General features: G+C 36.7%; 17 protein-coding genes and 2 pseudogenes. 12 read left to right on the top strand and 7 right to left on the bottom strand.

Annotation, left to right across the window (positions count from 1 at the left end; genetic code table 11):
- Positions 1-28 precede the first annotated feature (28 nt).
- Positions 29-1,492: a nicotinate phosphoribosyltransferase gene (locus EM808_RS22980; RefSeq protein ID WP_127741199.1), complete on the top strand. Its 1,464-nt coding sequence runs from the start codon at positions 29-31 to the stop codon at positions 1,490-1,492.
- Positions 1,493-1,504: 12 nt separating this feature from the next.
- The gene (gene nadE / locus EM808_RS22975; RefSeq protein WP_127741197.1) at positions 1,505-2,323 is read left to right on the top strand and encodes an ammonia-dependent NAD(+) synthetase; all 819 of its coding nucleotides are present in this window, start codon (positions 1,505-1,507) and stop codon (positions 2,321-2,323) included.
- Positions 2,324-2,931: 608 nt separating this feature from the next.
- On the opposite strand, the gene pflA is transcribed toward nadE, so the two are convergent.
- Complete coding sequence (gene pflA, locus EM808_RS22970; protein ID WP_127741195.1) at positions 2,932-3,666, bottom strand: pyruvate formate-lyase-activating protein; 735 nt, start codon at positions 3,664-3,666, stop codon at positions 2,932-2,934.
- 119 nt (positions 3,667-3,785) lie between these two features.
- Positions 3,786-6,026: a formate C-acetyltransferase gene (gene pflB / locus EM808_RS22965; RefSeq protein ID WP_127741193.1), complete on the bottom strand. Its 2,241-nt coding sequence runs from the start codon at positions 6,024-6,026 to the stop codon at positions 3,786-3,788.
- 511 nt (positions 6,027-6,537) lie between these two features.
- Here pflB and mprF point away from each other — a divergent pair.
- The 3 genes and pseudogenes from mprF to EM808_RS22945 all read left to right on the top strand — a co-directional run bounded on the left by mprF (position 6,538) and on the right by EM808_RS22945 (position 12,272).
- The gene (gene mprF / locus EM808_RS22960; protein ID WP_127741191.1) at positions 6,538-9,072 is read left to right on the top strand and encodes a bifunctional lysylphosphatidylglycerol flippase/synthetase MprF; all 2,535 of its coding nucleotides are present in this window, start codon (positions 6,538-6,540) and stop codon (positions 9,070-9,072) included.
- 109 nt (positions 9,073-9,181) lie between these two features.
- Positions 9,182-10,798, top strand: a pseudogene (locus EM808_RS29690) (MutS-related protein).
- Positions 10,799-11,102: 304 nt separating this feature from the next.
- Positions 11,103-12,272 (top strand): D-alanyl-D-alanine carboxypeptidase family protein, encoded by a 1,170-nt coding sequence (locus EM808_RS22945; protein WP_235856696.1) that lies wholly within the window; start codon positions 11,103-11,105, stop codon positions 12,270-12,272.
- A gap of 443 nt (positions 12,273-12,715) precedes the next feature.
- Here EM808_RS22945 and EM808_RS22940 read toward each other — a convergent pair whose 3' ends face one another.
- Together EM808_RS22940 and EM808_RS22935 are read right to left on the bottom strand one after the other, a co-directional pair.
- On the bottom strand, positions 12,716-13,423 hold the full coding sequence (locus EM808_RS22940) for a restriction endonuclease (RefSeq protein WP_127741185.1): 708 nt from the start codon (positions 13,421-13,423) through the stop codon (positions 12,716-12,718).
- 156 nt (positions 13,424-13,579) lie between these two features.
- On the bottom strand, positions 13,580-15,199 hold the full coding sequence (locus EM808_RS22935; RefSeq protein ID WP_127741183.1) for an ABC-F family ATP-binding cassette domain-containing protein: 1,620 nt from the start codon (positions 15,197-15,199) through the stop codon (positions 13,580-13,582).
- 332 nt (positions 15,200-15,531) lie between these two features.
- On the opposite strand from EM808_RS22935, the gene EM808_RS28745 reads away from it, so the two are divergent.
- A complete protein-coding gene (locus EM808_RS28745; protein ID WP_164849752.1) occupies positions 15,532-15,669 on the top strand; it encodes a hypothetical protein in 138 nt (45 codons plus the stop codon).
- Between the two features lie 182 nt (positions 15,670-15,851).
- Here EM808_RS28745 and EM808_RS22930 read toward each other — a convergent pair whose 3' ends face one another.
- Positions 15,852-16,583, bottom strand: coding sequence for a ZIP family metal transporter (locus EM808_RS22930; RefSeq protein ID WP_127741181.1), 732 nt, complete (start codon positions 16,581-16,583; stop codon positions 15,852-15,854).
- Between the two features lie 96 nt (positions 16,584-16,679).
- On the opposite strand from EM808_RS22930, the gene EM808_RS22925 reads away from it, so the two are divergent.
- From EM808_RS22925 to EM808_RS29840, 4 genes and pseudogenes are all read left to right on the top strand, one after another.
- Positions 16,680-17,864 (top strand): MFS transporter, encoded by a 1,185-nt coding sequence (locus tag EM808_RS22925; RefSeq protein WP_127741179.1) that lies wholly within the window; start codon positions 16,680-16,682, stop codon positions 17,862-17,864.
- 169 nt (positions 17,865-18,033) lie between these two features.
- On the top strand, positions 18,034-18,303 hold the full coding sequence (locus tag EM808_RS22920; protein WP_127741177.1) for a hypothetical protein: 270 nt from the start codon (positions 18,034-18,036) through the stop codon (positions 18,301-18,303).
- A gap of 165 nt (positions 18,304-18,468) precedes the next feature.
- Positions 18,469-18,576: a YjcZ family sporulation protein gene (locus EM808_RS22915; RefSeq protein WP_127741175.1), complete on the top strand. Its 108-nt coding sequence runs from the start codon at positions 18,469-18,471 to the stop codon at positions 18,574-18,576.
- Between the two features lie 106 nt (positions 18,577-18,682).
- A pseudogene (locus EM808_RS29840) lies at positions 18,683-18,766 on the top strand (YjcZ family sporulation protein); the annotation flags it as partial.
- Between the two features lie 99 nt (positions 18,767-18,865).
- On the opposite strand, the gene EM808_RS22905 reads toward EM808_RS29840, so the two are convergent.
- Entirely contained in the window at positions 18,866-19,705 is an 840-nt protein-coding gene (locus tag EM808_RS22905; protein ID WP_127741171.1) for a P-loop NTPase family protein, read from the bottom strand.
- A gap of 246 nt (positions 19,706-19,951) precedes the next feature.
- Here EM808_RS22905 and recQ point away from each other — a divergent pair, with 246 nt between their 5' ends.
- The gene (gene recQ, locus EM808_RS22900) at positions 19,952-22,099 is read left to right on the top strand and encodes a DNA helicase RecQ (protein ID WP_127741169.1); all 2,148 of its coding nucleotides are present in this window, start codon (positions 19,952-19,954) and stop codon (positions 22,097-22,099) included.
- A 33-nt stretch (positions 22,100-22,132) separates the two neighbouring features.
- Here the strand turns inward: recQ and EM808_RS22895 are convergent, their stop codons facing one another.
- Entirely contained in the window at positions 22,133-23,323 is a 1,191-nt protein-coding gene (locus EM808_RS22895) for an alanyl-tRNA editing protein (RefSeq protein WP_127741167.1), read from the bottom strand.
- Between the two features lie 187 nt (positions 23,324-23,510).
- On the opposite strand from EM808_RS22895, the gene EM808_RS22890 reads away from it, so the two are divergent.
- Complete coding sequence (locus EM808_RS22890) at positions 23,511-23,696, top strand: cold-inducible protein YdjO-related protein (protein WP_127741165.1); 186 nt, start codon at positions 23,511-23,513, stop codon at positions 23,694-23,696.
- The last annotated feature ends 142 nt before the right edge of the window (positions 23,697-23,838 follow it).

Below are 23,838 nucleotides of genomic sequence, written 5' to 3'. Positions count from 1 at the left end.
AATTGGTTAAAACCGCAGGAGGAAAAGCATGAGTTTTAATTACCGTGACGACAGCTTGATGCTGCATACAGATTTATATCAAATTAATATGGCAGAAACATATTGGGAGGATGGAGTTTCAGAAAGAAATGCTGTGTTTGAAGTATACTTTCGTAAGCTTCCTTTCAATAATGGCTATGCTGTGTTTGCAGGCTTGGAAAGAATAATACAGTACCTAAAAGGGTTACATTTCACTGAAAGTGATCTTGAGTATTTGCGAGAAGAAGGTTTTAAAGAGGACTTTTTAGAGTATTTAAAGGACTTCCGTTTTACAGGTAATATCCGTTCTGTTGAAGAAGGGGAAGTAGTATTTGCGAATGAACCGTTAGTAAGGGTGGAGGCACCGCTGGCACAAGCCCAAATTATTGAAACGGCATTGCTTAATATTGTGAATTATCAAACATTGATTGCTACAAAAGCTTCGCGTATCAAGCATGCGATTGGTGAAGGTGTCGTAATGGAATTTGGAAGCAGACGAGCTCAAGAGATGGATGCAGCCCTTTGGGGAACTAGAGCAGCGTTTATCGGCGGGTTTAGCTCAACATCTAATGTTAGAGCAGGCAAGCTGTTCGGTATTCCAGTATCAGGCACACACGCGCACAGCATGATTCAGGCATATCATGATGAGTATACTGCTTTTCATAAATATGCTAGACGCCATAAGGATTGTGTTTTCTTAGTTGATACATATGATACATTGCGTTCAGGTGTTCCAAATGCCATTAAAGTGGCGAAGGAACTAGGCGACTCAATCAATTTTATTGGTATTAGACTCGATAGCGGAGACCTAGCATACTTATCAAAAGCAGCAAGGAAAATGCTCGATGAAGCTGGTTTTACTGAGACAAAAATTGTCGCAAGTAATGACCTTGATGAGTATACGATTATAAACTTAAAGGCTCAGGGTGCTCAAATAGATGTTTGGGGAATTGGCACAAAGCTTATTACTGCTTTTGATCAGCCGGCATTGGGAGGAGTATACAAGCTTGTTTCAATTGAAGATGAAGCGGGTAATATGCAAGATACAATCAAAATTAGCGGAAACCCAGAAAAGGTGACAACACCTGGCATTAAAAGGGTATACCGTATTATCAATAGCATGAACCATAAATCTGAAGGTGATTATATTTGCCTGGAAACAGAGCATCCGGAGGAAGAGGAACGATTAAAAATGTTCCATCCAACACATACTTATATCAGCAAATTTGTTACAAACTTTCATGCGAAAGACATCCATCAGGACATTTTTAAAAATGGAGAACTAATTTATAAATCACCGACTATTTATGAAGCGCAAAAATTTGCCGAGGAAAATTTGGATGTGCTTTGGGATGAATACAAGCGTTCCCTTAACCCGGAGGAATATCCAGTTGATTTAAGCCCATTATGCTGGGAAAACAAAATGAGCCACCTGGAAATGGTGAAAAGTAAAGTTAAAAATACGCAAAAATAGGAGGAATATGGCATGAGCTTACAAAAGGAAATAATTGCAGCACTTCATGTAAAACCTGAAATAGATGCAAAGGAAGAAATCAGCCTGCGCGTTAACTTTTTAAAGGAATATGTTAAAAAGGCGAAAGCAAAAGGTTTTGTGTTGGGAATAAGCGGCGGACAGGATTCGTCACTTGCAGGTAGATTAGCACAATTGGCTGTTGAAGAGCTTCGCAGTGAGGGTCATGACGCTACATTTGTTGCAGTAAGGCTGCCATATGGTGTCCAAGCCGATGAAGAGGATGCAAAAAAAGCACTTCAATTTATTAAAGCAGATAAAGAGCTTGTATTTAATGTGAAAGAACCTGTTGACGAATTTAAAAAAGTGTATGATGACATGGAGGATACGCCATTATCTGATTATCACAAAGGGAATATTAAGGCTCGCGCACGAATGATTGCCCAATATGCGATTGGCGGACAGTCAAATCTGCTCGTAATTGGAACAGACCATGCAGCAGAAGCAGTGACAGGTTTCTTTACGAAATATGGAGACGGCGGAGCAGATGTACTTCCATTAACAGGTCTATCTAAACGACAAGGTAAACAGCTTTTAAAAGAGCTAGGCGCAGAGGAAAGAATTTACTTAAAGGTTCCTACTGCTGATTTGTTAGATGAAAAACCAGGTCAGGCTGATGAAACAGAGCTTGGCATTTCATATGATCAGCTTGATGATTATTTGGAAGGCAAGGAAGTGCCGAAAGAGGCAGCGGAAAAAATCGAGGCACGTTACTTAATTACAGAGCATAAACGACAAGTCCCAGCATCGATGTTCGATAATTGGTGGAAATAAAGCAAATAAAACCTTTCATACGTGAAAAATGGTATTTCAAAAAACACCCTTCAAGTGAACACTTAAAATAAGTGTTCACTTGGAGGGTATTTTTATGGGGAAAACTATATTCAGGCGAAACAAAATAGGCTGTAATAAAGGGGAAAGTATTATAACGAAGAACGTAACTAACAAAATGTGCCAAAATTAATTAGCAGCATAGCAGCCTAATAATGTTTTTTATTTGTATCTGACTTAGCTAGGCCAGTCTAAAATGAAGAAAGGTTTTTTATACAAAAAAAGAAATTGTTACATACGCACAGGCATGTCCTTTGAAATTACATAATATAGCATAGAAAGTAAAACTTGCTTCAACTTTAATTAGTGAAGCACAAAAATGAGGTAAAGGAATAGGGAGGGTAAATTTATGACAATTTTTGGTGTTAAATTAAACGTTATGGTGCTGAATTTTCCAATCAACTTTAAGTATAATGTAAGCGTAGGAAATAAGCATCATCACCATGACAAAGACAAAGACAAAGATTAAGGTTTCTCATGAGCAGTTATAAGAGAAAGAAAGCCTCAGGCGGATGCCTGGGGCTTTCTTTTGTGGTTAAAGGATAATCATTTCATTTGCTAGTATTTACAAGCATACTGTAAGCATAACTCACAGATTCTTCACTTGGAGGATCAATCCCTACTAATGGATAATCCAATCCTAATGCCTCCCATTTATAGACACCAAGTTTATGGTACGGTAGAATCTCTACTTTTTCCACATTTGACAAGGTAGAAATGAACTCCCCAAGTGTTCGCAAATCATCTGTATTATCATTAATAGTCGGTACAAGAACATGGCGAATCCAAACAGGTACCCGTTTTTCTGATAAAAAGGTTGCGAAAGCTAGAATATGATCATTGCCCATACCAGTTAAATTTATATGTTTTTTACGGTTGATATGTTTTAAATCTAATAAAATTAAATCTGTGTAGGAAAGCAGCTCTAATAACTGTTCTTGAAAATGGGATGCTGTTGAATAGCAGCCGCCAGATGTATCAATAGTCGTATGAACCCCAATTTGTTTACATGCTTTAAACAATTCTATAAGAAATGGCAGCTGCAGCAGCGGTTCACCGCCACTGACTGTTATTCCTCCGCCTGAAGCATTTATAAAAGGGAGGTATGCAGTTAAGTCCTCTATAATTTCTTGTACTTCCATTTCCTTTCCACCATGCAGTTCCCAAGTGTCCGCATTATGGCAAAATTGACAGCGCAGCAGACAGCCTTGTGTAAAAACAACATATCGAATCCCAGGTCCATCGACAGTACCAAATGTTTCAATGGAATGAATTCTCCCCTTCATGTTGATACACCTCCTGTATAACAGTTGAAATCACGATACATATAAGGTAGAGGGAAGAGCAGCTACCTGCTCTCCCTATTTTTAGTAAACCTTGCAAAAATAGCAGTACGCTTGTTATATTACATAGATTCATGGAAAGTTCGATTGATAACATCTAACTGCTGTTCACGGGTAAGCTTAATAAAGTTAACAGCATAGCCTGAAACTCTGATTGTCAATTGTGGATACAGCTCAGGATGCTCCATCGCATCAAGAAGTGTTTCCCTATTAAATACATTAACATTTAAGTGGTGACCAGCTTTTATTCCATATCCATCTAGTATGGAGACAAGATTAGCTGACCGATCTTCCTCTTCCTTGCCAAGTGCCTTAGGTACAATAGAGAAGGTGTTAGATATACCATCCAAGGAAGAATCATATGGAAGCTTCGCTACAGATGAAAGTGATGCAAGCGTTCCTTTTGTGTCCCGTCCATGCATTGGGTTTGCTCCAGGGGCAAACGGCTCTCCTGCACGGCGTCCATCAGGTGTGTTTCCAGTCTTTTTACCGTAGACTACATTGGAAGTGATTGTAAGAATAGACATTGTATGCATGGAATTACGATATGTGGCATGCTTACGCAGCTTTTTCATGAAGCCTTCCACAAGGGATACGGCAATACTGTCTACTCTATCATCATTATTTCCGTATTTAGGGAATTCGCCATCTATTTCAAAGTCAGTAGCAATTCCAAACTCATCTCTGATTACTTTAACTTTTGCATATTTAATTGCACTCAAGGAGTCAGCAACAACGCTTAAACCAGCGATTCCAGTTGCCATTGTTCGCAGTATTTCGGAATCATGCAAAGCCATTTCAATTCTTTCATAGCTGTATTTATCATGCATATAATGGATAACGTTTAATGTATTGATATATAGACCTGCCAGCCATTCCATCATTAAATCAAATTTTTCCATTACTTCACTGTAATCTAAATACTCAGAAGTAACTGGTGCATAAGCCGGACCGACTTGCTCTTTTAATTTTTCATCCTTGCCGCCATTTATTGCATAAAGCAGACATTTTGCAAGATTTGCGCGTGCTCCGAAGAACTGCATTTGCTTTCCTATTTCCATCGCGGAAACACAGCAAGCAATTCCGTAATCATCGCCCCAATGCGGCTTCATAATGTCATCATTTTCATATTGTATGGAACTTGTTTGAATAGACATTTGGGCACAGAACTTTTTGAAGTTTTCCGGAAGCTGTGTGGACCAAAGCACTGTCAAGTTCGGTTCAGGAGCTGGTCCTAGATTGTCGAGTGTATGCAGAAACCGGAATGAGTTTTTTGTCACCAATGGTCTGCCGTCATTCGCCATGCCTCCGATTGATTCTGTCACCCATGTCGGATCGCCGCTGAATAGTTCATTATAGTCAGGTGTACGAGCAAATTTCACAAGTCTCAGCTTCATGATGAAGTGATCAACAATTTCCTGAACTTGCTGTTCTGTAAGCAAACCGAGCTCTAAATCTCTTTCAATATAAATATCTAAGAAGGTGGACACTCGACCAAGGCTCATCGCCGCGCCATTTTGCTCTTTAATTGCAGCAAGATATGCCAAGTAAAGCCATTGAAATGCTTCTTGAGTATTTACAGCAGGCTTTGACAGGTCAAATCCATAGCTTGCCCCAAGCTCCTTCAGCTCCTGCAAAGCACGGATCTGCTCAGACAATTCTTCTCTTAGACGCATTGTTTCTTCTGACATAATGGAGCTTGTTGCTCTTTTATCCTTTTGCTTGTCTCCAATCAAAAAGTCTAAACCGTAAAGTGCTACCCTGCGATAGTCTCCAATAATCCGGCCCCGGCCGTATGCGTCTGGAAGCCCGGTAATGATTGCCGCTTTCCTTGCAAGCCGCATTTCATCTGTATAAGCATCAAATACCCCTGCATTATGTGTTTTGCGATGCTTCGTAAAGAATTCCTCAAGATGCTCATCTGCTTTATAGCCATATGATTCACATGCCTGTACAGCCATTCTGATACCACCATTAGGCTGAAAGGACCTTTTGAACGGCTCATCTGTTTGGACGCCGACGATTTTTTCCTTTGTTTTGTCAAGGTAGCCAGGTCCATGTGACGTAATTGTAGAAGGGATATCTGTGTCAAGGTTATACACACCGCCCCTTTCCCGTTCTTTTTTCGAAAGCTCAAGAACTTGTTCCCATAGCTGTGTTGTTTCTACAGTAGGTCCACTTAAAAAATCAGCGCTTCCATAAAACGGTTTGAAGTTCTTTAAAATGAAGTCGCGAACATTTACTTCCTTTTCCCATGTGCCGCCTTTAAATCCATTCCAATAATTTGTTTCGAGCTTTTCCATTACAATTCACCTCGTTTTTTTATATAACAGATAGAAAAGATGTTCCTAAAAACAATATAACAGATTTTAATGTGATTTATTTCACATAATTATGTATAAGTTAAGGCAATTCTGTGAATAAAGTGTGAACTCCCTTTATATCAGGTGTTGAAAGGGAGAAAGGAACGAAAAATTTGTAGTGAAAGGCAAAAGGAGAAGGGTATAACAAGTGGTTGTTTGTCAAACTGTTATATAATAGTTTAATAAAAATGGCTAGTCTGTATTTATAAAAAATACAACCGATTAGTTTTTTGTCAAAAGAGCATAATAAATTTATTAATGGTAAAAGCATGTAAAAAAGTTAATTTTTATTTTCCGCTTTGCGAATTTTAAGATATGATAAGAGAGAATATATTTTTTTACTCCTTTCAATATTAGCTCCTATTTAGAGTGTTTTAATGAAAATGGTACATACTGTAGGTTTGCTTTATTATGTTTTATGAAACGGAAAAAATCATCTTGAGGTGTTTTAATGTCATTTATTACAAAAGACCGGATAATGCTGCTGCTGAAAATACTTTTCCCGGTAACTTTGCTTTTGCTTGTATCCATGGAATTCCGGGACATGTTCGTTACAATCGACTTCGGACTATTGCTGAAATACATGGAAAAATTGAGTTATGGAACGCTTGCACTCATTATCATTTTGGGTTTTGTAGCACTATCTCCAATGTTTATGTACGATTATTACTTAAGTAAATATTTAAGCTTAGAAATACCAATGACCCGACTTACAAAGTATTCGCTTATTAGCAATTCCTTTTCAAATCTGCTTGGGTTCGGAGGGTTAATTGGAATTGCTTTAAGATCCTATTTTTATAAGGAATATGAATCGGATAACAAAAAGCTGTTAAAAGGAATCGCTTTTATTACCATGTTCTATTTGACAGGTGTGAGCTTCCTTACTTGGGTGATTTTGTACGACAGCTGGAGGATGCCGTTGATTCAAAATCATCACTGGCTTATGGTCACAACATTAGTTGTGTCTGCCATACTTCCGATTCTTATTATCAGTTATAAAATAAAAAAAACCAATTTACATAAGATTATTAAATCTCGTAAATTAGGGTTATCCTTACTAGTTACGTCTATTTTAGAATGGAGTTTCATCTATTTTTATTTGTATTGGCTCGCGTGCCTAGTGGACCTTCCTGTGTCAGGATGGGATTTCCTAAAGATTTTCCTTATTGCAGTAGGAGCAGGAATAGTAAGTATGATTCCAGGGGGAATAGGTGCATTTGATTTAGTATTTTTATGGGGATTCGAATACTTAGGAGTATCCACAGAAAAACTGCTTGTTGTACTTCTTTTATATAGAATAGGCTATTACTTTATCCCGTTCTTTACGGGGTTAATTTTGCTAATTCAAGATTTATGGAAGAAATGGAATAGATATTGGAGCAATATTCCAAGGGTGGCTGTACAGAATGTAAGTCATTTCTTTTTAACCATTCTAGTGTTTCTATCCGGAATTCTTCTGTTAATTTCAGGGGCGGTTCCAGGGATATTAGAAAGGCTTCAATTTACGGAACGAATTATAAGTCTGCCTGTCATGAATTTCTCCCATCACATTTCTGTTGGGACAGGTCTTGTGCTGCTTGGACTAGCAAGAGGTATCGAATACAGAGAGAAACGGACATACCATCTTACTTTATTCGTTTTGGCAATTGCGGCTGTCACGACGTTTCTAAAAGGCTTGGATTATGAGGAAGCAATTATTATTATAGTTGTTTTAATTTTACTTTTGCTGTCACGAGGAAAATTCTATCGAGAGAGCTTTGTGCTTACATGGGGCAAAATTATTTTTGATATTGTTGTTATTTCCTTCTTTACTTTTGGATATCTGCTACTTGGGTATTTAAATATGCCAACTAGTATCGCAAGTGTGCCGAGGTTTATGCGGCCATATGTTATAGACGATGCAAAAAGTCTTTTCTTAAGTGCTTGTGTTGCACTTTTTATCGCCCTAATTATCATTCTTATTGGTTATTGGATCAAGAAACCAAAAAGCTTACAGAAATTGTCTTCAAAAGAGGCGGAGACAGAAATACTTTCCCATCTGGAAAAGTATAATGGAACAACATTAGCTCATCTAATCTTTCTGCATGATAAGTATATTTTTTGGAACAAAGATAAGGACGTTTTATTTATTTACGAGACATATGCAGATAAGCTCGTTGTTTTAGGAGATCCTGTCGGGGAAGAAAAAAGCTTTGTAAAGGCTGTTGAGGAGCTTTATGAAAGTGCTGATATTTACGGTTATACACCAGTTTTTTATCAGACAAGCCGGAATATGCTGCCGATTCTCCATGCTAATGGCTATGACTTCTTCAAGCTCGGAGAAGAAGGACATGTGGAACTAGCTGAATTTTCATTGTCAGGCAAAAAAATGAAAAATTATCGAGCATTAAAAAATAAATTTGATAAAGAAGGCTATACCGTTGAAGTATCTTATCCAAAACATGACCCACAGCTTTTAAACGAGCTGGAAAACATCAGCTACAGATGGCTTGGAGGCAGAAAGGAAAAAGGCTTTTCATTAGGATTTTTTGATAAGGATTATTTAAATACTTCCAGGCTTGTATATGTCAAGGATCCGAATGGGAAGATTATTTCCTTTCTGTCACTTATGCCTTCCTACCAGTTGAGAGAAATGGTGTCTATTGATTTAATGAGAAGCTTGCCAGGTTCACCATCTGGATCTATGGACTACTTATATTTACACACATTTGAATATTTGAAGGAAGCTGAAGTTGTCAGCTGTAATTTAGGGATGGCTCCATTGTCCAATCTTAGCCTATCTCGCTTTTCATTTATGAGTGAAAAGATTGCAGATCAGATTTTCAAGCATGGACATGTTTTTTATCATTTTCAAGGCTTAAAGAATTTTAAAAACAAGTATTGTGACACATGGGAGCCTAAGTATTTAGGCTATAGAAGAAAATCTTCCCTGCCATTCACATCAGCACAAGTTACAATGCTTGTTGCAAAAAGCAAAAGGAACTGAATGTCGATTCAGTTCCTTTTTTTATTTTCAAAATATAACTTAAATGGAAATGATATGTATTTTAAGATATGATATTTTAGTAAACAAATAATAGAGAGAGGAGAAAAGCATGATTTACCTTGTCATAATAATCATTATTACTGCTATATCTGTTCTTATTAATATGTATTTTTCTCATAAACGTAGAAAACAAATTTTGACTTTATGGGATCATAACAAAAAATTAGATCATAGAGAAAATTACCATGAAACATTTAAATTTTTCTATGAAAATATAAAAGAAAGCAATGATGATGCTGGTATTGATGATATAACCTGGAATGACTTAAACATGACGAAAATATTTAATAATATCAACTATGCCTTTACATCAATTGGAGAAGAGATGCTCTATTTCAGATTGAAAGCAGCTCACAAACAGCATGTAATGGACGAGAAGATGATCGAGAAAATAAGCAGTGACAGTCCATTTAGGGTTAAGTTATCGTTGATTTTAGCAGCATTGGGCAAAGCGCCATATACTAATTCCTCTAAGCATATGTTTGAAAATCCTGATGTTAAAATAAATAAACTATTTTTGGTACTTAGTATACTTCCTTTAGTGGGACTCGGTCTGATTGGAGTATCCCTTCATGCTGGTTTAAGCTTATTTTTCACTAGCGCATTAGTGAATTCCTTTTTGTTTTACATGAATCGTTCAAAAAACGAGGCAGAGTTTGAAAGCTTGTCTTATTGCATACATATCATTCTCACATCAAGAAAAATAGCAAAGCTAAATAAGGACACAGACTTCTTAAAGAAAACTAACAATTTAAGAAAAGCTCCGTTTATAAGTGTGTTACTGTTAAAAGATGATACGACTGGAACCAATATAATCCTCCATATACTGACAGTATTAAAAGCAATATTTTTACTTGAATATCTCATTTTTCACTATATTATTCATTTATTACATCATAATAAAGATTTATACGAGCTTGCTTGGAAGAAAACAGCGGAACTAGATTTTTTCTACTCAATCGCAATATGGAGAAAAACATTACCATACTATTGTGTACCAACATTTAATGGTGAAGGCTCATTCGTTATTCATGAAGCCTATCACCCATTACTGCAAAATCCTGTTGGAAATGATTTTACCTTTCATAAAAATTGTCTCCTTACTGGATCAAATGCTTCAGGTAAATCGACTTTTATGAAAACAATCGCGCTAAATATCGTTTTCTCTCAAGCTCTAAATACAAGTACGAGTAAACAAATAAATTTAACAAGAGGGCCAGTATATTCCACTATGGCAATGGCTGATGATATTGAGAAAGGCCAAAGCTATTTTTTAAGTGAAATTATAGCGCTGAAAAGAATTTTTGATACTGTAAATACAGACAAATAATCATTCTTCTATTTGTTTATAGACGAAATTTTTAAAGGAACCAATACAGTAGAGAGAATTGCTGCTGCTGAATCTGTCTTGAATTATTTAAATGATTGTAAGCAAACGAGAGTAATGGCAGCAACGCATGATATTGAACTAACAGAAATGCTTGCGAGTAAATATACTAATTATCATTTTAGAGAATATATTAGCAATGACGAAATTTATTTTGATTATTTAATAAAAGATGGTGCCTCTAACACAAGAAATGCAATTGAACTATTACGGATTACTAATTTTCCAAAAAAAGTATATGATGATGCACTGAAAAAAATAGCAGAACAGAGCAAATAAAAGATTGTTAAAGTGGATTTGGACAAAAGGATTGGAGTGTAGGTTAAAACTGAACTATTTTATCGATGATCGATTAATAGTTCAGTTTTTTTGTATTTCGATCTTTATACGAAGTGAGTGTTCTGCATTTGTGTTTAAATACATTACTTTTTTGTCTAAGACTTTATTTCACAATTTGGACATAAAATTATTTAAGAATAGAAATAACGGATGATTGAAACATATGATCGCTGTGCAATCAGGGGGATAATCTGGTAAAATAGTCATTGGTTTATAAGAAGATAGAAAATTAGGTGATTAACAAATGAAGATATTAACTGCCGTTCTCTTTTTGCTGTTGATGCTCGTTCCTGCAGCAGCACAGGCAGCAGATAAAGACAAAGAGGAAGACAGGCTTGGTTTAAAAGGAGAGTCAGCACTTTTGCTTGATGCGAAGACAGGCGCAATTATTTATGAAAAAAACGGCTATCAAAAAATGTACCCAGCAAGCCTTACGAAGATAGCAACTGCTATTTACGCAATCGAGAAGGGTTCATTAGATGATGTGGTTTCAGTTAGTGAGCATGCTGCCGAGGAAGAGGGCACAAGTGTTTATCTGGAAAGCGGAGAGAAGGTCACACTAGAAAAGCTGCTAAATGGTATGCTTATCAATTCAGGAAATGATGCTGCAGATGCAGTAGCAGAATATTTGGACGGAAGTGCTGCGCAATTTGAACAAAATTTCAATGAGTATTTAAAAAATGAAATTAAAGTGAATGGGACACATTTTACAAATCCAAGTGGCCTATATGATGAAAATCATTATACAACAGCATATGACATGGCACTAATCACAAAGTATGCGTTAAAAAATAAAGAGTTTCAGTCTATCTTCGGAACAAAGGAGTTAAACTGGGAGGGCTTATCATGGGATACAACACTCGTCACGCACCATCTCATGTTAAAGGGTGAGCTGCCTTATGACGGTGTAAACGGCGGGAAAACAGGTTATGTGGATCAGTCTAAACAAACACTTGCCACATCTGCAGAGAAAAATGGTCTGCAGCTGATTGCAATTGTTTTAAAAGGAGACTGGAAAAAAGACGTTTATGAAGATACTGCAGCAATGTTTGATTATGGGTTCAATGGCTTTGAAAACGAATTTATGCCGCCTGGCAAGAAGTTCAGTACGGGTGGTAAAGAATTTCAGACTGTTAAGACAGAGCTTTTAACTGTGCCAATTGATAACCGTAATCCTGTTATTACCTCTTCTGGCCAACTGCAGGTGCAGTCAAAAGCAGGGGACACTATTCAAACCATTCAGCTGAAGGAGAATACCCCACAAGAAATACAGCCAGTAAATGAAACCAAAACAGCTGTGGATGAATCTAACAACTGGAATGTTGCTGTGAAAACGACTATTGGCATGATTGTACTGCTTATTGTTGTGGTAGCTGTTTATATGAATAAAAGAAGGCGGAGACACGCTGAGTAATGTCAGTTGCAAAGGGATATAGTCTAACTTTAAGAATATGGTAGATGCTTTTGTAGGTAATTTGTATTAGGTTTTGGGTTGCGGTACACCGAGAGTAAATTCCTCAAATTATTATATGAAGAAAATAAGGGCTGCGAAAAAATAACCTATGTAAATTTGAGACAATGGAGCATGGAGTTGTTTAATAAAGTATGGATTTAAAAGCAGTTCGTTTCATTGCGCTGAGGTCACTCGCTTTCCGCGGGGAGGAAGATGAGCCTCCTCGGCTTTTCCTCTATTTCCCTTAGTAGTCGAGTGACCTCCGCTCCATTCCACTAAGATTTCTAATTATTGTTTTAAGCAGAAAAACATAAAAAACCAAACTATTATTAACCTATAGCGATTAAATAGTTCGGTTTGGAATGAGACTTAAATACTTATGTCATACCAGTCTTTTAAAGATGTCAGCTCCTTATTTTGGCAGCTGCTTCATCTCTCCAGCGGAGTATTTTGTTTTCTACCCAATGTTTATCCCTACAAGTGATTTTGAATTTACTTGCTTCTGCTAAAGCGGCATTGGTATAGGTTGATGTTGTGATAAATTCTGCAAGTATGCAATTATGATTCCTCTTGGCAGTGTTTAGTTCACGTATTTCCTTAACTGTTATTTGTTTGCCTTTTTGATAATGTTTAATTTGAATGGCGATGTCCGTTTTATGATGTTTATTAAATATTATTAAATCAACTCCACCATCTGCACCATTGGATGTTTCACGAGGATTAGTGCTTTTTGCTTTATAATACAGGTAACATAACCGTTCGAAATCTCTCCATGTTAATTCATTAAATGGTAGCGTCAATATTTCACTGTCTTTGTGTAATAGTGAATGAGTTCGCGTATTATTAGTGTCTTTTTTAGCAGAAGCTGTGGTTTGTTTTGTTTTATCTTTGCTTGATGTATTTTTCCTAGTATTTTGTTTTTTCTTATTAGGAATAAGGCTGCTAACAAATAAGCCTATGAAGATACCAAAGAATAGCGAGGAAAAAAGATAAATTATAGTATTCTCGAAAATAGGTGAAATACTAACAATTGACTCGCGAACTTGCCATAAGCCAAAAACAATCAATAGAGCAACAAAAGATCCCAGTTTTTGTTTGTTTTTTTCTTTCATTTATTTTAAACTCCTTTAAGATCATTTAACAAGATTTGTAGGGGAAATAAGAAAATAATACCACAATTTTTCAATCTAAAGGATACATGATAAAAATTGAAAGTGGATAAATGAAAAATGGTTCCTGCCAAAGCAGGAACCATTTTTATTAATCAATTATTTATACATGTCAGCTACTTGCTTTTGCAGCTTTGTATCTTCCAAGTACTCATCATATGTTACTTGTTTGTCAACTAAACCGCTTGGTGTAATTTCGAAAATGCGGTTTGCGATTGTTGATACAAACTGATGGTCATGTGATGCGAACAGCAGGGAGCCTTTAAAGTTAATTAGGCCATTGTTTAGTGCTGTGATGGATTCAAGATCCAAGTGGTTTGTCGGTTCGTCCATGAGTAGAACGTTTGAGCCGCTAAGCATCATTTTAGATAGCATGCAGCGCACTTTTTCTCCACCGGAAAGAACTTCAGGTTTTTTCAAGACTTCTTCACCTGAGAATAGCATTCTGCCTAGGAAGCCTCGTAAGAAGCTTTCTGTTTGGTCATTTGGTGAATATTGACGAAGCCAATCAACAAGCGTTTGCTCATTACGTGAGAAATACTCCGAGTTTTCAGCAGGGAAGTAACTTTGTGAAGTAGTAATACCCCATTTAAATGATCCGCTGTCTGGCCCGATTTCTCCCATAAGAATACGGAAAAGCGTTGTTTTAGCTAACTCATTTTTTCCAACTAAAGCAATTTTATCATCCTTGTTCATGATAAAGCTGATATTATCAAGAACCTTTACGCCATCAATCGTTTTTGTAAGATTTTCGACACGCAATAAATCGTTACCGATTTCTCTTTCAGGCGTAAATGCTACATATGGATACTTTCTAGAAGATGGCTTAATATCATCTAGAGAAATTTTATCAAGTAATTTCTTTCTTGATGTCGCCTGCTTTGATTTTGACGCATTGGCACTAAAGCGGGCAATAAAGTTTTGTAGCTCTTTAATTTTTTCTTCTTTTTTCTTGTTTGCATCATTTGCCATTCTTGATGCTAATTGGCTTGATTCATACCAGAAATCATAGTTACCAACATAGATTTGAATTTTGCTGTAATCTAAATCAGCAATATGTGTACATACCTTGTTCAAGAAATGTCTGTCATGGGAAACAACAATTACAGTGTTCTCAAAGTTAATCAAGAACTCCTCAAGCCATTGAATTGCCCCAATGTCAAGGTGGTTAGTAGGCTCATCGAGTAATAGAACATCTGGTTGCCCAAATAGTGCTTGTGCAAGAAGTACCTTAACTTTTTCAGAACCGCTGATGTCTGCCATCTTTTTAGAGTGCAGATCCTCATTAATTCCTAAGCCCTTTAAAAGGATTGCAGCCTCTGATTCAGCTTCCCAACCATTCAATTCTGCAAACTCACCCTCAAGCTCAGCAGCCTTCATACCATCTTCATCAGAGAAATTTTCTTTCATGTAAATGGCATCTTTTTCTTTCATTACTTCATACAGTCTTGTATGACCCATAATAACTACTTGAAGCACTTCATGCTCTTCGTATTCAAAATGGTTCTGTTTCAAGATTGCAAGTCGTTCGCCTGGACCAAGTGACACGTGTCCAGATTGAGCTTCAAGCTCACCGGAAAGGATTTTTAGGAAAGTTGATTTGCCGGCACCATTAGCCCCAATCAAACCATAGCAGTTTCCTGGTGTGAATTTAATATTAACATCTTCAAATAATTTACGATCGCCATATCGAAGACCAACATTGCTAACTGTTATCATTTATATTTTTTCCTCCAAAATACAATATCCATAAAATTATACCATTATTGACATGTAAGAGCTAATTTTTATTGAAATTCTTATCCAATTCATATAAGTTCAACTCAGTGTCTTTTTTTGTAGAGTTTTTTATTGGAGTTTTTTTCTAAAAAAAAAGGGAATTGTTCTATTATAATAGAATATGATTTGTAAGCGTTAAAATGACTAAAAGGAGTTTTGCGGGCTTGTAATCGGGAATACGTAAATATCTATAAAATTTTATTAAACGTTCATAATTTTTTCATATATTTTCAGTACAATACATATAACAGGACATAAAGGAGTAGATATAAATGGCTAGAAAACAGCTTGTTGATTTAGTAAATAAAATGAAAAAATCAGGCATTAAAATAAGCTTCACTAAACCTAGATCACATTTAATCGTTCCAATCCGACAATCGACTAAATTAACATCCTCAACAACACATTAATAAACAATAAGAAAACATGTTCCATTGTAGATTTCGCTATTGCCATCCTTAAGATAGCAATAGGGCGATACTTAATGTGAAACATGTTTTTTTAATGAACTAATAATATGTATTTGCTACTGCATAGCTTGCATGTGTTAACTCCATGTCAACCATATTACTATTAGCATCTAAACATTAACTCAACCGGATAAGGAAGTAAGCGCAAGTGCTATCATTAGACCAGCACAACTAATGAAGCCTACAACTGGACCGCCTTTTTGATATGCTTCTGGAAGCATAGTGGAGCATACCATTGCAATTAATCCTCCTGCCCCAAATGCTTCTATACTTGCGATAACTATCTCCGAGGCATGTGCTAAAAAGGAGTAGCCGATTAAACTGCTTAGTGCGGAAATTAGGACTACGCTTGACCAAAGCAGAAAAATTCTTCTCTTTTGATAGCCGTCCTTCTTTAAGCCGACGGTGGAGGAAAGCGCCTCAGGAAAGTTGCTTATAAAGATTGCGACGATAAATAGTATGTCCACATGATTGCTTGCGATTAAGCTTAACCCGATAATTAATGATTCGGGAATAGCATCCATCAATGTACCAATGAAAATAGCGATACCAGAATGTGCTGCAGTATTACCGCTTGATCTTTTTCTGTTTGTGCCGCCTTTTTTGTAAAGTATTAGTTCCATTATGGTGAACAGTAATGCTCCGCCAAGAAAAGCAATAGCCGTCCTTTTTATCCCACTCTTTTCCATTGACTCCATTAGCAGGTCAAATGATGAAGCTCCTATTAGCACTCCTGTTCCGAGTGCCATAAGATAGGCGTTTACTTTAACAGGTATATTATATATAAGGCCGATAATACTTCCGAACATTAAAGACAAACTTGCAACAGCACCCCAAATTGCAGCTTCTAACATAGATATAAGCTCCTTATTGGTTTTTTTTCTGTAAATTTATTTTGCTGATTTCAGCAACTGATATATAATGGAAAAAGCAAAGGAGACAATATTTAAATGAAAACACAAAAACAACTTTATATCCTGCAATGCTTTTATTTTTTTGCCTTTTTTGGAAGTGGCAGCATCGCACCGCTGCTAAGTGTTTATTTAAACAAATCAATCGGTTTATCTGGCTTCGAAATTGGAATTATTATGTCGATAGGACCGGTAGTGACAATATTTTTTCAACCCTTTTGGGGAATACTTTCTGATAAAACAAATTCACCAACAGCCATTCTTAAATTATGTGCATTTTTTGCCGGATTATGCGGTTTAGGGTATTTGTTTATCGACCAGTTTGTCTGGATTTTTGTGATTGCAACAATGATTGCTGTTTTTCAAAGCGCGATTGTTCCGATATCTGACAGTATTACAATTAAATATACAAGTGAACACAGATTAGATTATGGTAATGTCAGAATGTACGGAGCGCTTGGATTTGGGATTGCTGTTTTTATAATGGGAAGATTGTCTGAAGTAGCACCAAGCATCATCTTCCTTTCCTTTTTCGCCGCATTGCTGATTTGTTCCTTTGCAACTGCGATGATACCGAAGGAGAAGGCTGCTGCTAACGGAAATCCATTAAAAGGGGCAAGTAAGCTTTTCATACATAAAAAATACATGCTGTTTTTGATTGTTACCTTCATGATTTTTAGTCCCAATTTAGCGAATAATACTTTCTTTGGTCTATTTGTGGAAGGTAGCGGTGGCACCTATACAGGGATTGGCATAGCGTTTTTAATTGCTGTATTGTCAGAGGTGCCATTCATGAAAATTGCAGGTGCCTGGATTAGAAAATTTGGTTTGCTTGAAATTACATTATTTTCTGGCATCATTTCGCTAGTCAGATGGATTTTTTATTTTACGGAGCCAAATTTAACGCTCATTTATGCAACAGCTTTTCTGCAAGGTTTTGGCGTTGGTTTGTTTATACCTGCTGGTCTACAGTACATAAGAAAAATCGCTCCTGCTCATTTGATTGCAACGTCCATAACCTTTTATTCTGCCATCGGAAATGGACTTGGCAATTGGTTTAATACTTTTATTGGGGGCATAATTTTCGATCATTACAGTATTTTTTATGTGTATTTGTTTTTTAGTTTGTTGACCGTTATCGGACTTGGATTAAATGTTTTCTTGCTTCGTTTGGAAAAGCAAGAGGCGCTTATAAATAGCAAGTTAAATGAAAACCCATTATAAAAACGTGGAGAAACCGCCACTTCTTACGAAATGAATCTTAAGAAGTGGCGGTTTTTTGCGCTTTTAAAATGAAAATTCTAATTTTCCGCTCCTATCATAGGGAGGCTGTCCATACTTTTTGTTAGCTTGGACATAAGATATAAGGAAATAAGTGGAGGTGGAAAGCACAATGAACAATTATTATAACCAATGTTCAAAAGGTATTGGGAAATGTGTTCGCATTCGTACACATAATGGCACTGTGCATACTGGAATCATTGATCGTGTTACTTCAAATAAGGTTTTTATTAGACCTTTGGGTGGCAGAAGAGGGTATGGCGGGTTCGGTTTAGGTTATTACAGAGGCTATGGTCCAGGCTGGGGCTGGGGTTGGGGTGCAGCCGCTGTTGGTTTTTCTTTCGGATTAATTGCAGCACTTGCATTTATACCGTTCTTTTAAGTCAAAAACAGGCGATTTCTTTCATGGAAAGAAGTTGCCTGTTGCGCTTCTACATATTACAAAACAAATGATTTGCGCTAGAAAAAAATAAAAAAATGAAATTCGCCCATTCAAGACAACCTGTAACTACATAATATGCTTATGTGCATGAGGGAGGTGGATTAAATGAGTGGTGAACATACAGCAGGATTTGGTGGAGGCTTTGCTCTCCTTGTAGTGCTATTCATTTTATTAATCATTGTAGGATCTAGTTATGTTGGTTTTGGTTATTAATTAATATAAAAAAAGAAGGAGTGTTTTATAAATGGCATACGGATTTGGTGGATACGGTTATGGAAGTTCTTGCGGTTGCGGAGGATACAGCTACGCAGCACCTGTTAGCGGTGGATATGGTCATGGCGGATTTGTATTGATTGTTGTACTATTCATTCTATTAATTATTGTTGGAGCAGCTTGGCTGTAATATTTTAAATACACGGAGGCATAAGCATTTCGCTTATGCCTTTTCATTTGCATACAAAGGTCCTATGCAAATAATATCAGTGTTAACATAGATATTTCATTATATAATTTGTAAAGAAGTTAGCATTTTGACAATATCGTTACTTTGTAGGCTATAAGATGAGTTATTTAAAATAAACTTTTGGATAGAAAGGCTTTCATAAATTTCTAACTCTAGTTTTTTTCTAGCTTGGAGAACCTGGATTGTTCCATCAATCCCATGCAACAGATGTTTTTTTCCAAAGCCTTGCTTTGTGTAATAATCAATAAATCCTGTTGCCCAATCTACAGGTCTTTCATTATATGCTTTTAGAAAAGAGCCTTTCACATCCTCTTGGCTTACATAAAATAACACTGGGTTTAATTTATAAATAATCTCCTCTAAGTGAGCAATATGCCTTGTTAATCTTTCCTGTGCTTCAGCCCATTTGACCATCCCGATTGTTAACGGATTTTGCAAAAATGAGCATTCGAAAACATAAATTTTATCATTCCGCCATGCTGTTTCTGCAAAATCAGCCCATTTCTTAACAGCTAATTCTGCATACTGTTCAAAAGGCAGTTCGTATATGTCATGTTTGAAGATGGAGGAAAAGTCCATGTCAGTGAATAAGCTATTGTCTTGAAGCATTAATTTCCTGTAAGGCAAAAGGAAGAGACCGCTGTTATACTCTACACAGGAATGAAGAATTTCTTTGTTAACGAAATTATTTTCAAGTAAGCCCCATTCTGAAGGTGAAAAGCAAGCAACCCCATCATAATCAGCAGGGTGGTCGAGGTTTCCTTCAAGAAACAATTCACTTTTTATAGGATAGTTTTGCAAGATTTCATGAATAGCTGATGCAGTAGTTGATTTACCACTGCCAGGCAGCCCTTCTATAATAATCAGTTTTGTATTCATATCTTCAGCCCTTTTCTATTAATAGTACTACCAAAGGGTAACATTTGAGGCAACATCCAAAATGATCACTCCACCGCATTCACCTCAATAACTTAATAGAAGGATATTCTCTAGAGGAAAGAAAATTCCTTCTAGAAGCTGTTCTTTTGTTTGAAGATATACATTAATTTGTCGACTTATTACATACAAAAAAAATGTTACAATGGAAGTAACGAAGTTTTGCTTTTAATAGGAGGATTAATATAAATGTTTGAAAAAGCATTATCGGTATTAAAGGAGTATTTTGGATATGATACCTTTAGACTAGGGCAAGAGGAAATGATACGGCAAATTCTGCAAGGAGATAACGTAGCTTGTATTATGCCGACAGGTGGAGGGAAATCAATCTGCTATCAAGTACCAGCGATGATATTCCCAGGTGTGACGCTTGTTGTTTCACCGCTTATCTCCTTGATGAAGGATCAGGTCGATTCTCTAACAGAAGCAGGTATTCCTGCAACCTTTCTGAACAGTACATTGGATTCTTATGAATCTTCCCAAAGAATGGGAGATTTGAAGAGAGGGAAATATAAAATTTTATATGTTGCCCCAGAAAGATTAGATGGGGAATTTTTCATTGATTTGTTGAATGACCTCGAGATTCAATTCATAGCAATAGATGAAGCCCACTGTATTTCCCAATGGGGACATGATTTTCGTCCAAGCTATTCAAGATTAGGGCAATTAATCAGAAGACTTGAGAAACGGCCGATTGTGGCGGCACTAACTGCTACGGCAACCCCTGTTGTTAAAGAGGACATTTGTGCCCAACTAGAAATTCCTGTTGAAAATACAGTCATAACGGGGTTTGAACGTGATAATTTATCCTTTTCTGTCGTCAAAGGGGAAGATAGACATCGTTATATTGAAGGATTTCTAAAAAACAATAAAGAAGAATCAGGAATTATTTATGCTGCGACAAGACAGGATGTCGAAAGGCTTTATGACCGTTTAACGAATAAAGGTTTTCTCGTGGCTAAATATCATGGTGGAATGAGTGACAAAGCAAGAGAGGAACAACAACAAAAATTTATTAATGACGATTATCAATTGATGATAGCTACAACAGCCTTTGGTATGGGGATTGATAAAAGTAATATTCGGTTCGTCATTCATTATCAGCTCCCGAAAAATATGGAAGGCTACTATCAGGAAGCTGGCCGTGCCGGCAGGGATGGACTTCCAAGTGAATGTATTCTGTTGTATTCTGCACAGGATATCCGTATTCAGCGGTTTCTCATTGACCAAACTACACATGATTTCGCTAAACAGGAGCAGGATTTGGCCAAGCTGCAGGCAATGATTAATTTTTGTCATACAGAGGATTGTCTTCAAAAATATATTCTTCACTATTTTGGGGAGCAAACAGAGCAGAAATGTGGAAGATGCAGTAACTGTAAGGATGAAAGACATGTTGTTGATGTGACAGTAGATGCCCAAAAAGTACTTTCCTGTATGATGCGTATGGGCGAAAGATTTGGAAAAACAATGGTAGCCCAAGTGTTGACAGGCTCAAAAAACAAAAAGATAATCGACTTTTCCTTAGATAAAGTAAAAACATATGGAATTATGAAGGAACAGTCGGCTAAAGACGTTAGTGATTTCATAGAATTTCTTATATCGGAAAATTATATTGCTGTCAGCAGTGGCTCCATGCCAATTTTGAAGGTGGCACCAACAGGGAAGGAAGTGCTGCTTCAGCGGAAACAGGTTCTGAGAAAGGAGCAGGCTATAGCCAAGGTTATTGTAGAAGATAATGATTTGTTCCAGCGTTTAAGAATGATGCGGAAAAGCCTTGCAGACAGTGAGGGAGTTCCTCCGTTTGTTATTTTCTCTGATCAGACGCTTAAGCTCATTTCCAGTCAAAAGCCAGGAAACGAAGAAGAGCTTTCTAATATAAAAGGGATAGGGGATAATAAGCTACAAAAATATGGCGGAATCATTCTTGAGACACTGCAGTCATATAAACAGGAGAATCCTGAAGACTGGGAAAACAAACAGGAGGTCACAAGTACAGATACGAGCATGCTGCCTAAGAAAAAACAGAAAACAGAAAACTCTCACTTAGTTTCTCTGGAGTTATTGCAAGCTGGCTTGGATATAAAAGAAATTGCAGAAAAAAGGGCTATGACTCCTATTACTATCGAAAATCATTTGCTGAGATGTGATGAAGAAGGAGAAGTAATGGATTGGAGTCAATTTCTATCTGTGGATGAACAGCAGCAAATAGAAGAGGTGTTAGAGCAGGGTGGAACGGATAAGCTTAAGCCTATTAAGGAACAGCTTCCGGCACATATCAGTTATTTTCAAATAAAAATAGCACTCGTGCTATTTGCAAGAAAACAAAAGATATAACAAAAGGAGAAGCAGCTTTGCTTCTCCTTTGTTTTACTTTGCTTGTAAAATTTGTTCTACTTGAACAATTATTTTTTGATATGCCTGATCAAAATCGGCAGAAGTGTCAAAGGTTGCTTGGGCCTGTGTATTATTTCCGCCACCTTTGCCGTTTGTACCGGCCAAGATTTCCTTCATAAGCGCTCCACAGGAAAAAGAAAGGCTGCCATTATGTTGTATTAATATTTTCTTATCCAATGCAGAAGCAAAGACAATAGTATAATCATTGTCTTTCATAATAGTCTTGGCAAGCAGCTGCAAATCCTTAAGAGATTTATCTTCAAAAGTTGCAGAAATTACAGAGCTGTCCGTACTGCTAGTTAACCTTTCAGCTAAAAAGTTTGCGTTTTCCTGTTTGATTACTTCAAGTTCATTATTAACGAATTTCTTTTCTTTTTCTAATTTTTCAATGCGATCTGCAAGCATATCCTTATTTGTGCGGAACTTGTCGCTGAGCCCGTTTAATATAATTTGTGATGACTGATAATCCCTGATTGCACGGTGCCCGCACAAAAAGAATAGTCTTGTTTGACCGCGATGATTTTCTGTTTTTATTAGTTTAATCAAACCAAGTTCACCTGTATGAGAAACATGTGTTCCAGCACAGGCAGAGTAATCAAATTGATCGATTTCAACAATTCTAAGGTTGCCAGTCACAGAAGGAAGCTTTCTTAATGGAATGGAGGAAGCTTCCTCCTGTGATACAAAATATGTTTTGATTTCTTTGTTTGCAAATATGTACTTGCTGCAAAGTGCTTCTATTTCTAGTAGGTCTGTTTGGGTTAGCTTTTCTATTTCAATGTCGATTGTTGTGTAGTCATTGCCTAAGTGGAAGCTAACTGTTGCAATGTTTTCCCATTCATGCAGCACGGCAGAAAGTAAATGCTGGCCAGTATGCTGCTGCATATGATCGTATCGTTTCTCCCAATCCAGCCTGCATTCAGCTATTTGTCCAACAATTTGTTGTTCTACTTGGTGAAGAATTGTGCCATCTTCTTGCTTTTGCACGTCTAATACCCTTACACCATTGATTGTGCCTGTATCCGCAGGTTGTCCGCCACCCTCAGGATAAAATCCGGTATTTTCCAACAGGACATATTCCTTGCCGTTATTATGTATTGTTTTTATAACATTTGTTGTCCATGAAGACGTGTAAGGGGAAGTATAATACAGTTGGTTCGCCATCGTGCATTCTCCTCAATTGGTAATTTATTTTGAAATCATCATATCATATTTGTCTGAATTTATCGCACTATGTCAAATGTTTGGCCCCGAAAAATTTACTGGTAGGCGTGTAAATTCCTCAAATTTGTTTAATTACCTATAAAATACAGCTTTTTTGTACATAATAAACAAAAAAGGGGGCTACAACATGTTTTTTAACAGAAAAGGAATGGAAGATAAGCCTGAGGAAGTATTATTAAACATGGAAGTATATGCATGTAATTCATGCAATGGCTGGATGCGTAAGGATTTTGCAACAGAGGATTTAAAATGTCCACTATGTGGCAATGAAACATCAATGGAAATGAGAGAATTACCGCAAATTAATAATTAATAAAAAAGACCCCGGTTTGATATTATCCCCTTTAGGTAGACAGTGTAAAAAGCCCACAAGAATAATTGTGGATGGTACACTCTACTTGGAGGGGATTTTATTATGGCAAAAAAAGGGCAAACATTTCAATCATACTCTTCAG

This window comes from Niallia taxi (assembly GCF_004005475.1).
Classification (GTDB): Bacteria; Bacillota; Bacilli; order Bacillales; family Cytobacillaceae; genus Niallia; species Niallia taxi.
The sequence above is the reverse complement of the archived record's forward strand: the minus strand, read 5'-3'. Positions and strand labels throughout refer to the sequence as shown.

Bases quoted from the DNA above. Each gene is read 5' to 3' on its own strand.
- mprF (WP_127741191.1), top strand. From the start codon at position 6,538: ATGTCATTTATTACAAAAGACCGGATAATGCTGCTGCTGAAAATACTT.
- EM808_RS22925 (WP_127741179.1), top strand. From the start codon at position 16,680: ATGAAAACACAAAAACAACTTTATATCCTGCAATGCTTTTATTTTTTT.
- EM808_RS22915 (WP_127741175.1), top strand. From the start codon at position 18,469: ATGAGTGGTGAACATACAGCAGGATTTGGTGGAGGCTTTGCTCTCCTT.
- EM808_RS22935 (WP_127741183.1), bottom strand. From the start codon at position 15,199: ATGATAACAGTTAGCAATGTTGGTCTTCGATATGGCGATCGTAAATTA.
- EM808_RS22890 (WP_127741165.1), top strand. From the start codon at position 23,511: ATGTTTTTTAACAGAAAAGGAATGGAAGATAAGCCTGAGGAAGTATTA.
- EM808_RS22930 (WP_127741181.1), bottom strand. From the start codon at position 16,583: ATGTTAGAAGCTGCAATTTGGGGTGCTGTTGCAAGTTTGTCTTTAATG.
- recQ (WP_127741169.1), top strand. From the start codon at position 19,952: ATGTTTGAAAAAGCATTATCGGTATTAAAGGAGTATTTTGGATATGAT.
- EM808_RS22895 (WP_127741167.1), bottom strand. From the start codon at position 23,323: ATGGCGAACCAACTGTATTATACTTCCCCTTACACGTCTTCATGGACA.
- EM808_RS22945 (WP_235856696.1), top strand. From the start codon at position 11,103: ATGAAGATATTAACTGCCGTTCTCTTTTTGCTGTTGATGCTCGTTCCT.
- nadE (WP_127741197.1), top strand. From the start codon at position 1,505: ATGAGCTTACAAAAGGAAATAATTGCAGCACTTCATGTAAAACCTGAA.
- EM808_RS22920 (WP_127741177.1), top strand. From the start codon at position 18,034: ATGAACAATTATTATAACCAATGTTCAAAAGGTATTGGGAAATGTGTT.
- pflB (WP_127741193.1), bottom strand. From the start codon at position 6,026: ATGGAAAAGCTCGAAACAAATTATTGGAATGGATTTAAAGGCGGCACA.
- EM808_RS22905 (WP_127741171.1), bottom strand. From the start codon at position 19,705: ATGAATACAAAACTGATTATTATAGAAGGGCTGCCTGGCAGTGGTAAA.
- EM808_RS28745 (WP_164849752.1), top strand. From the start codon at position 15,532: ATGGCTAGAAAACAGCTTGTTGATTTAGTAAATAAAATGAAAAAATCA.
- EM808_RS22980 (WP_127741199.1), top strand. From the start codon at position 29: ATGAGTTTTAATTACCGTGACGACAGCTTGATGCTGCATACAGATTTA.
- EM808_RS22940 (WP_127741185.1), bottom strand. From the start codon at position 13,423: ATGAAAGAAAAAAACAAACAAAAACTGGGATCTTTTGTTGCTCTATTG.
- pflA (WP_127741195.1), bottom strand. From the start codon at position 3,666: ATGAAGGGGAGAATTCATTCCATTGAAACATTTGGTACTGTCGATGGA.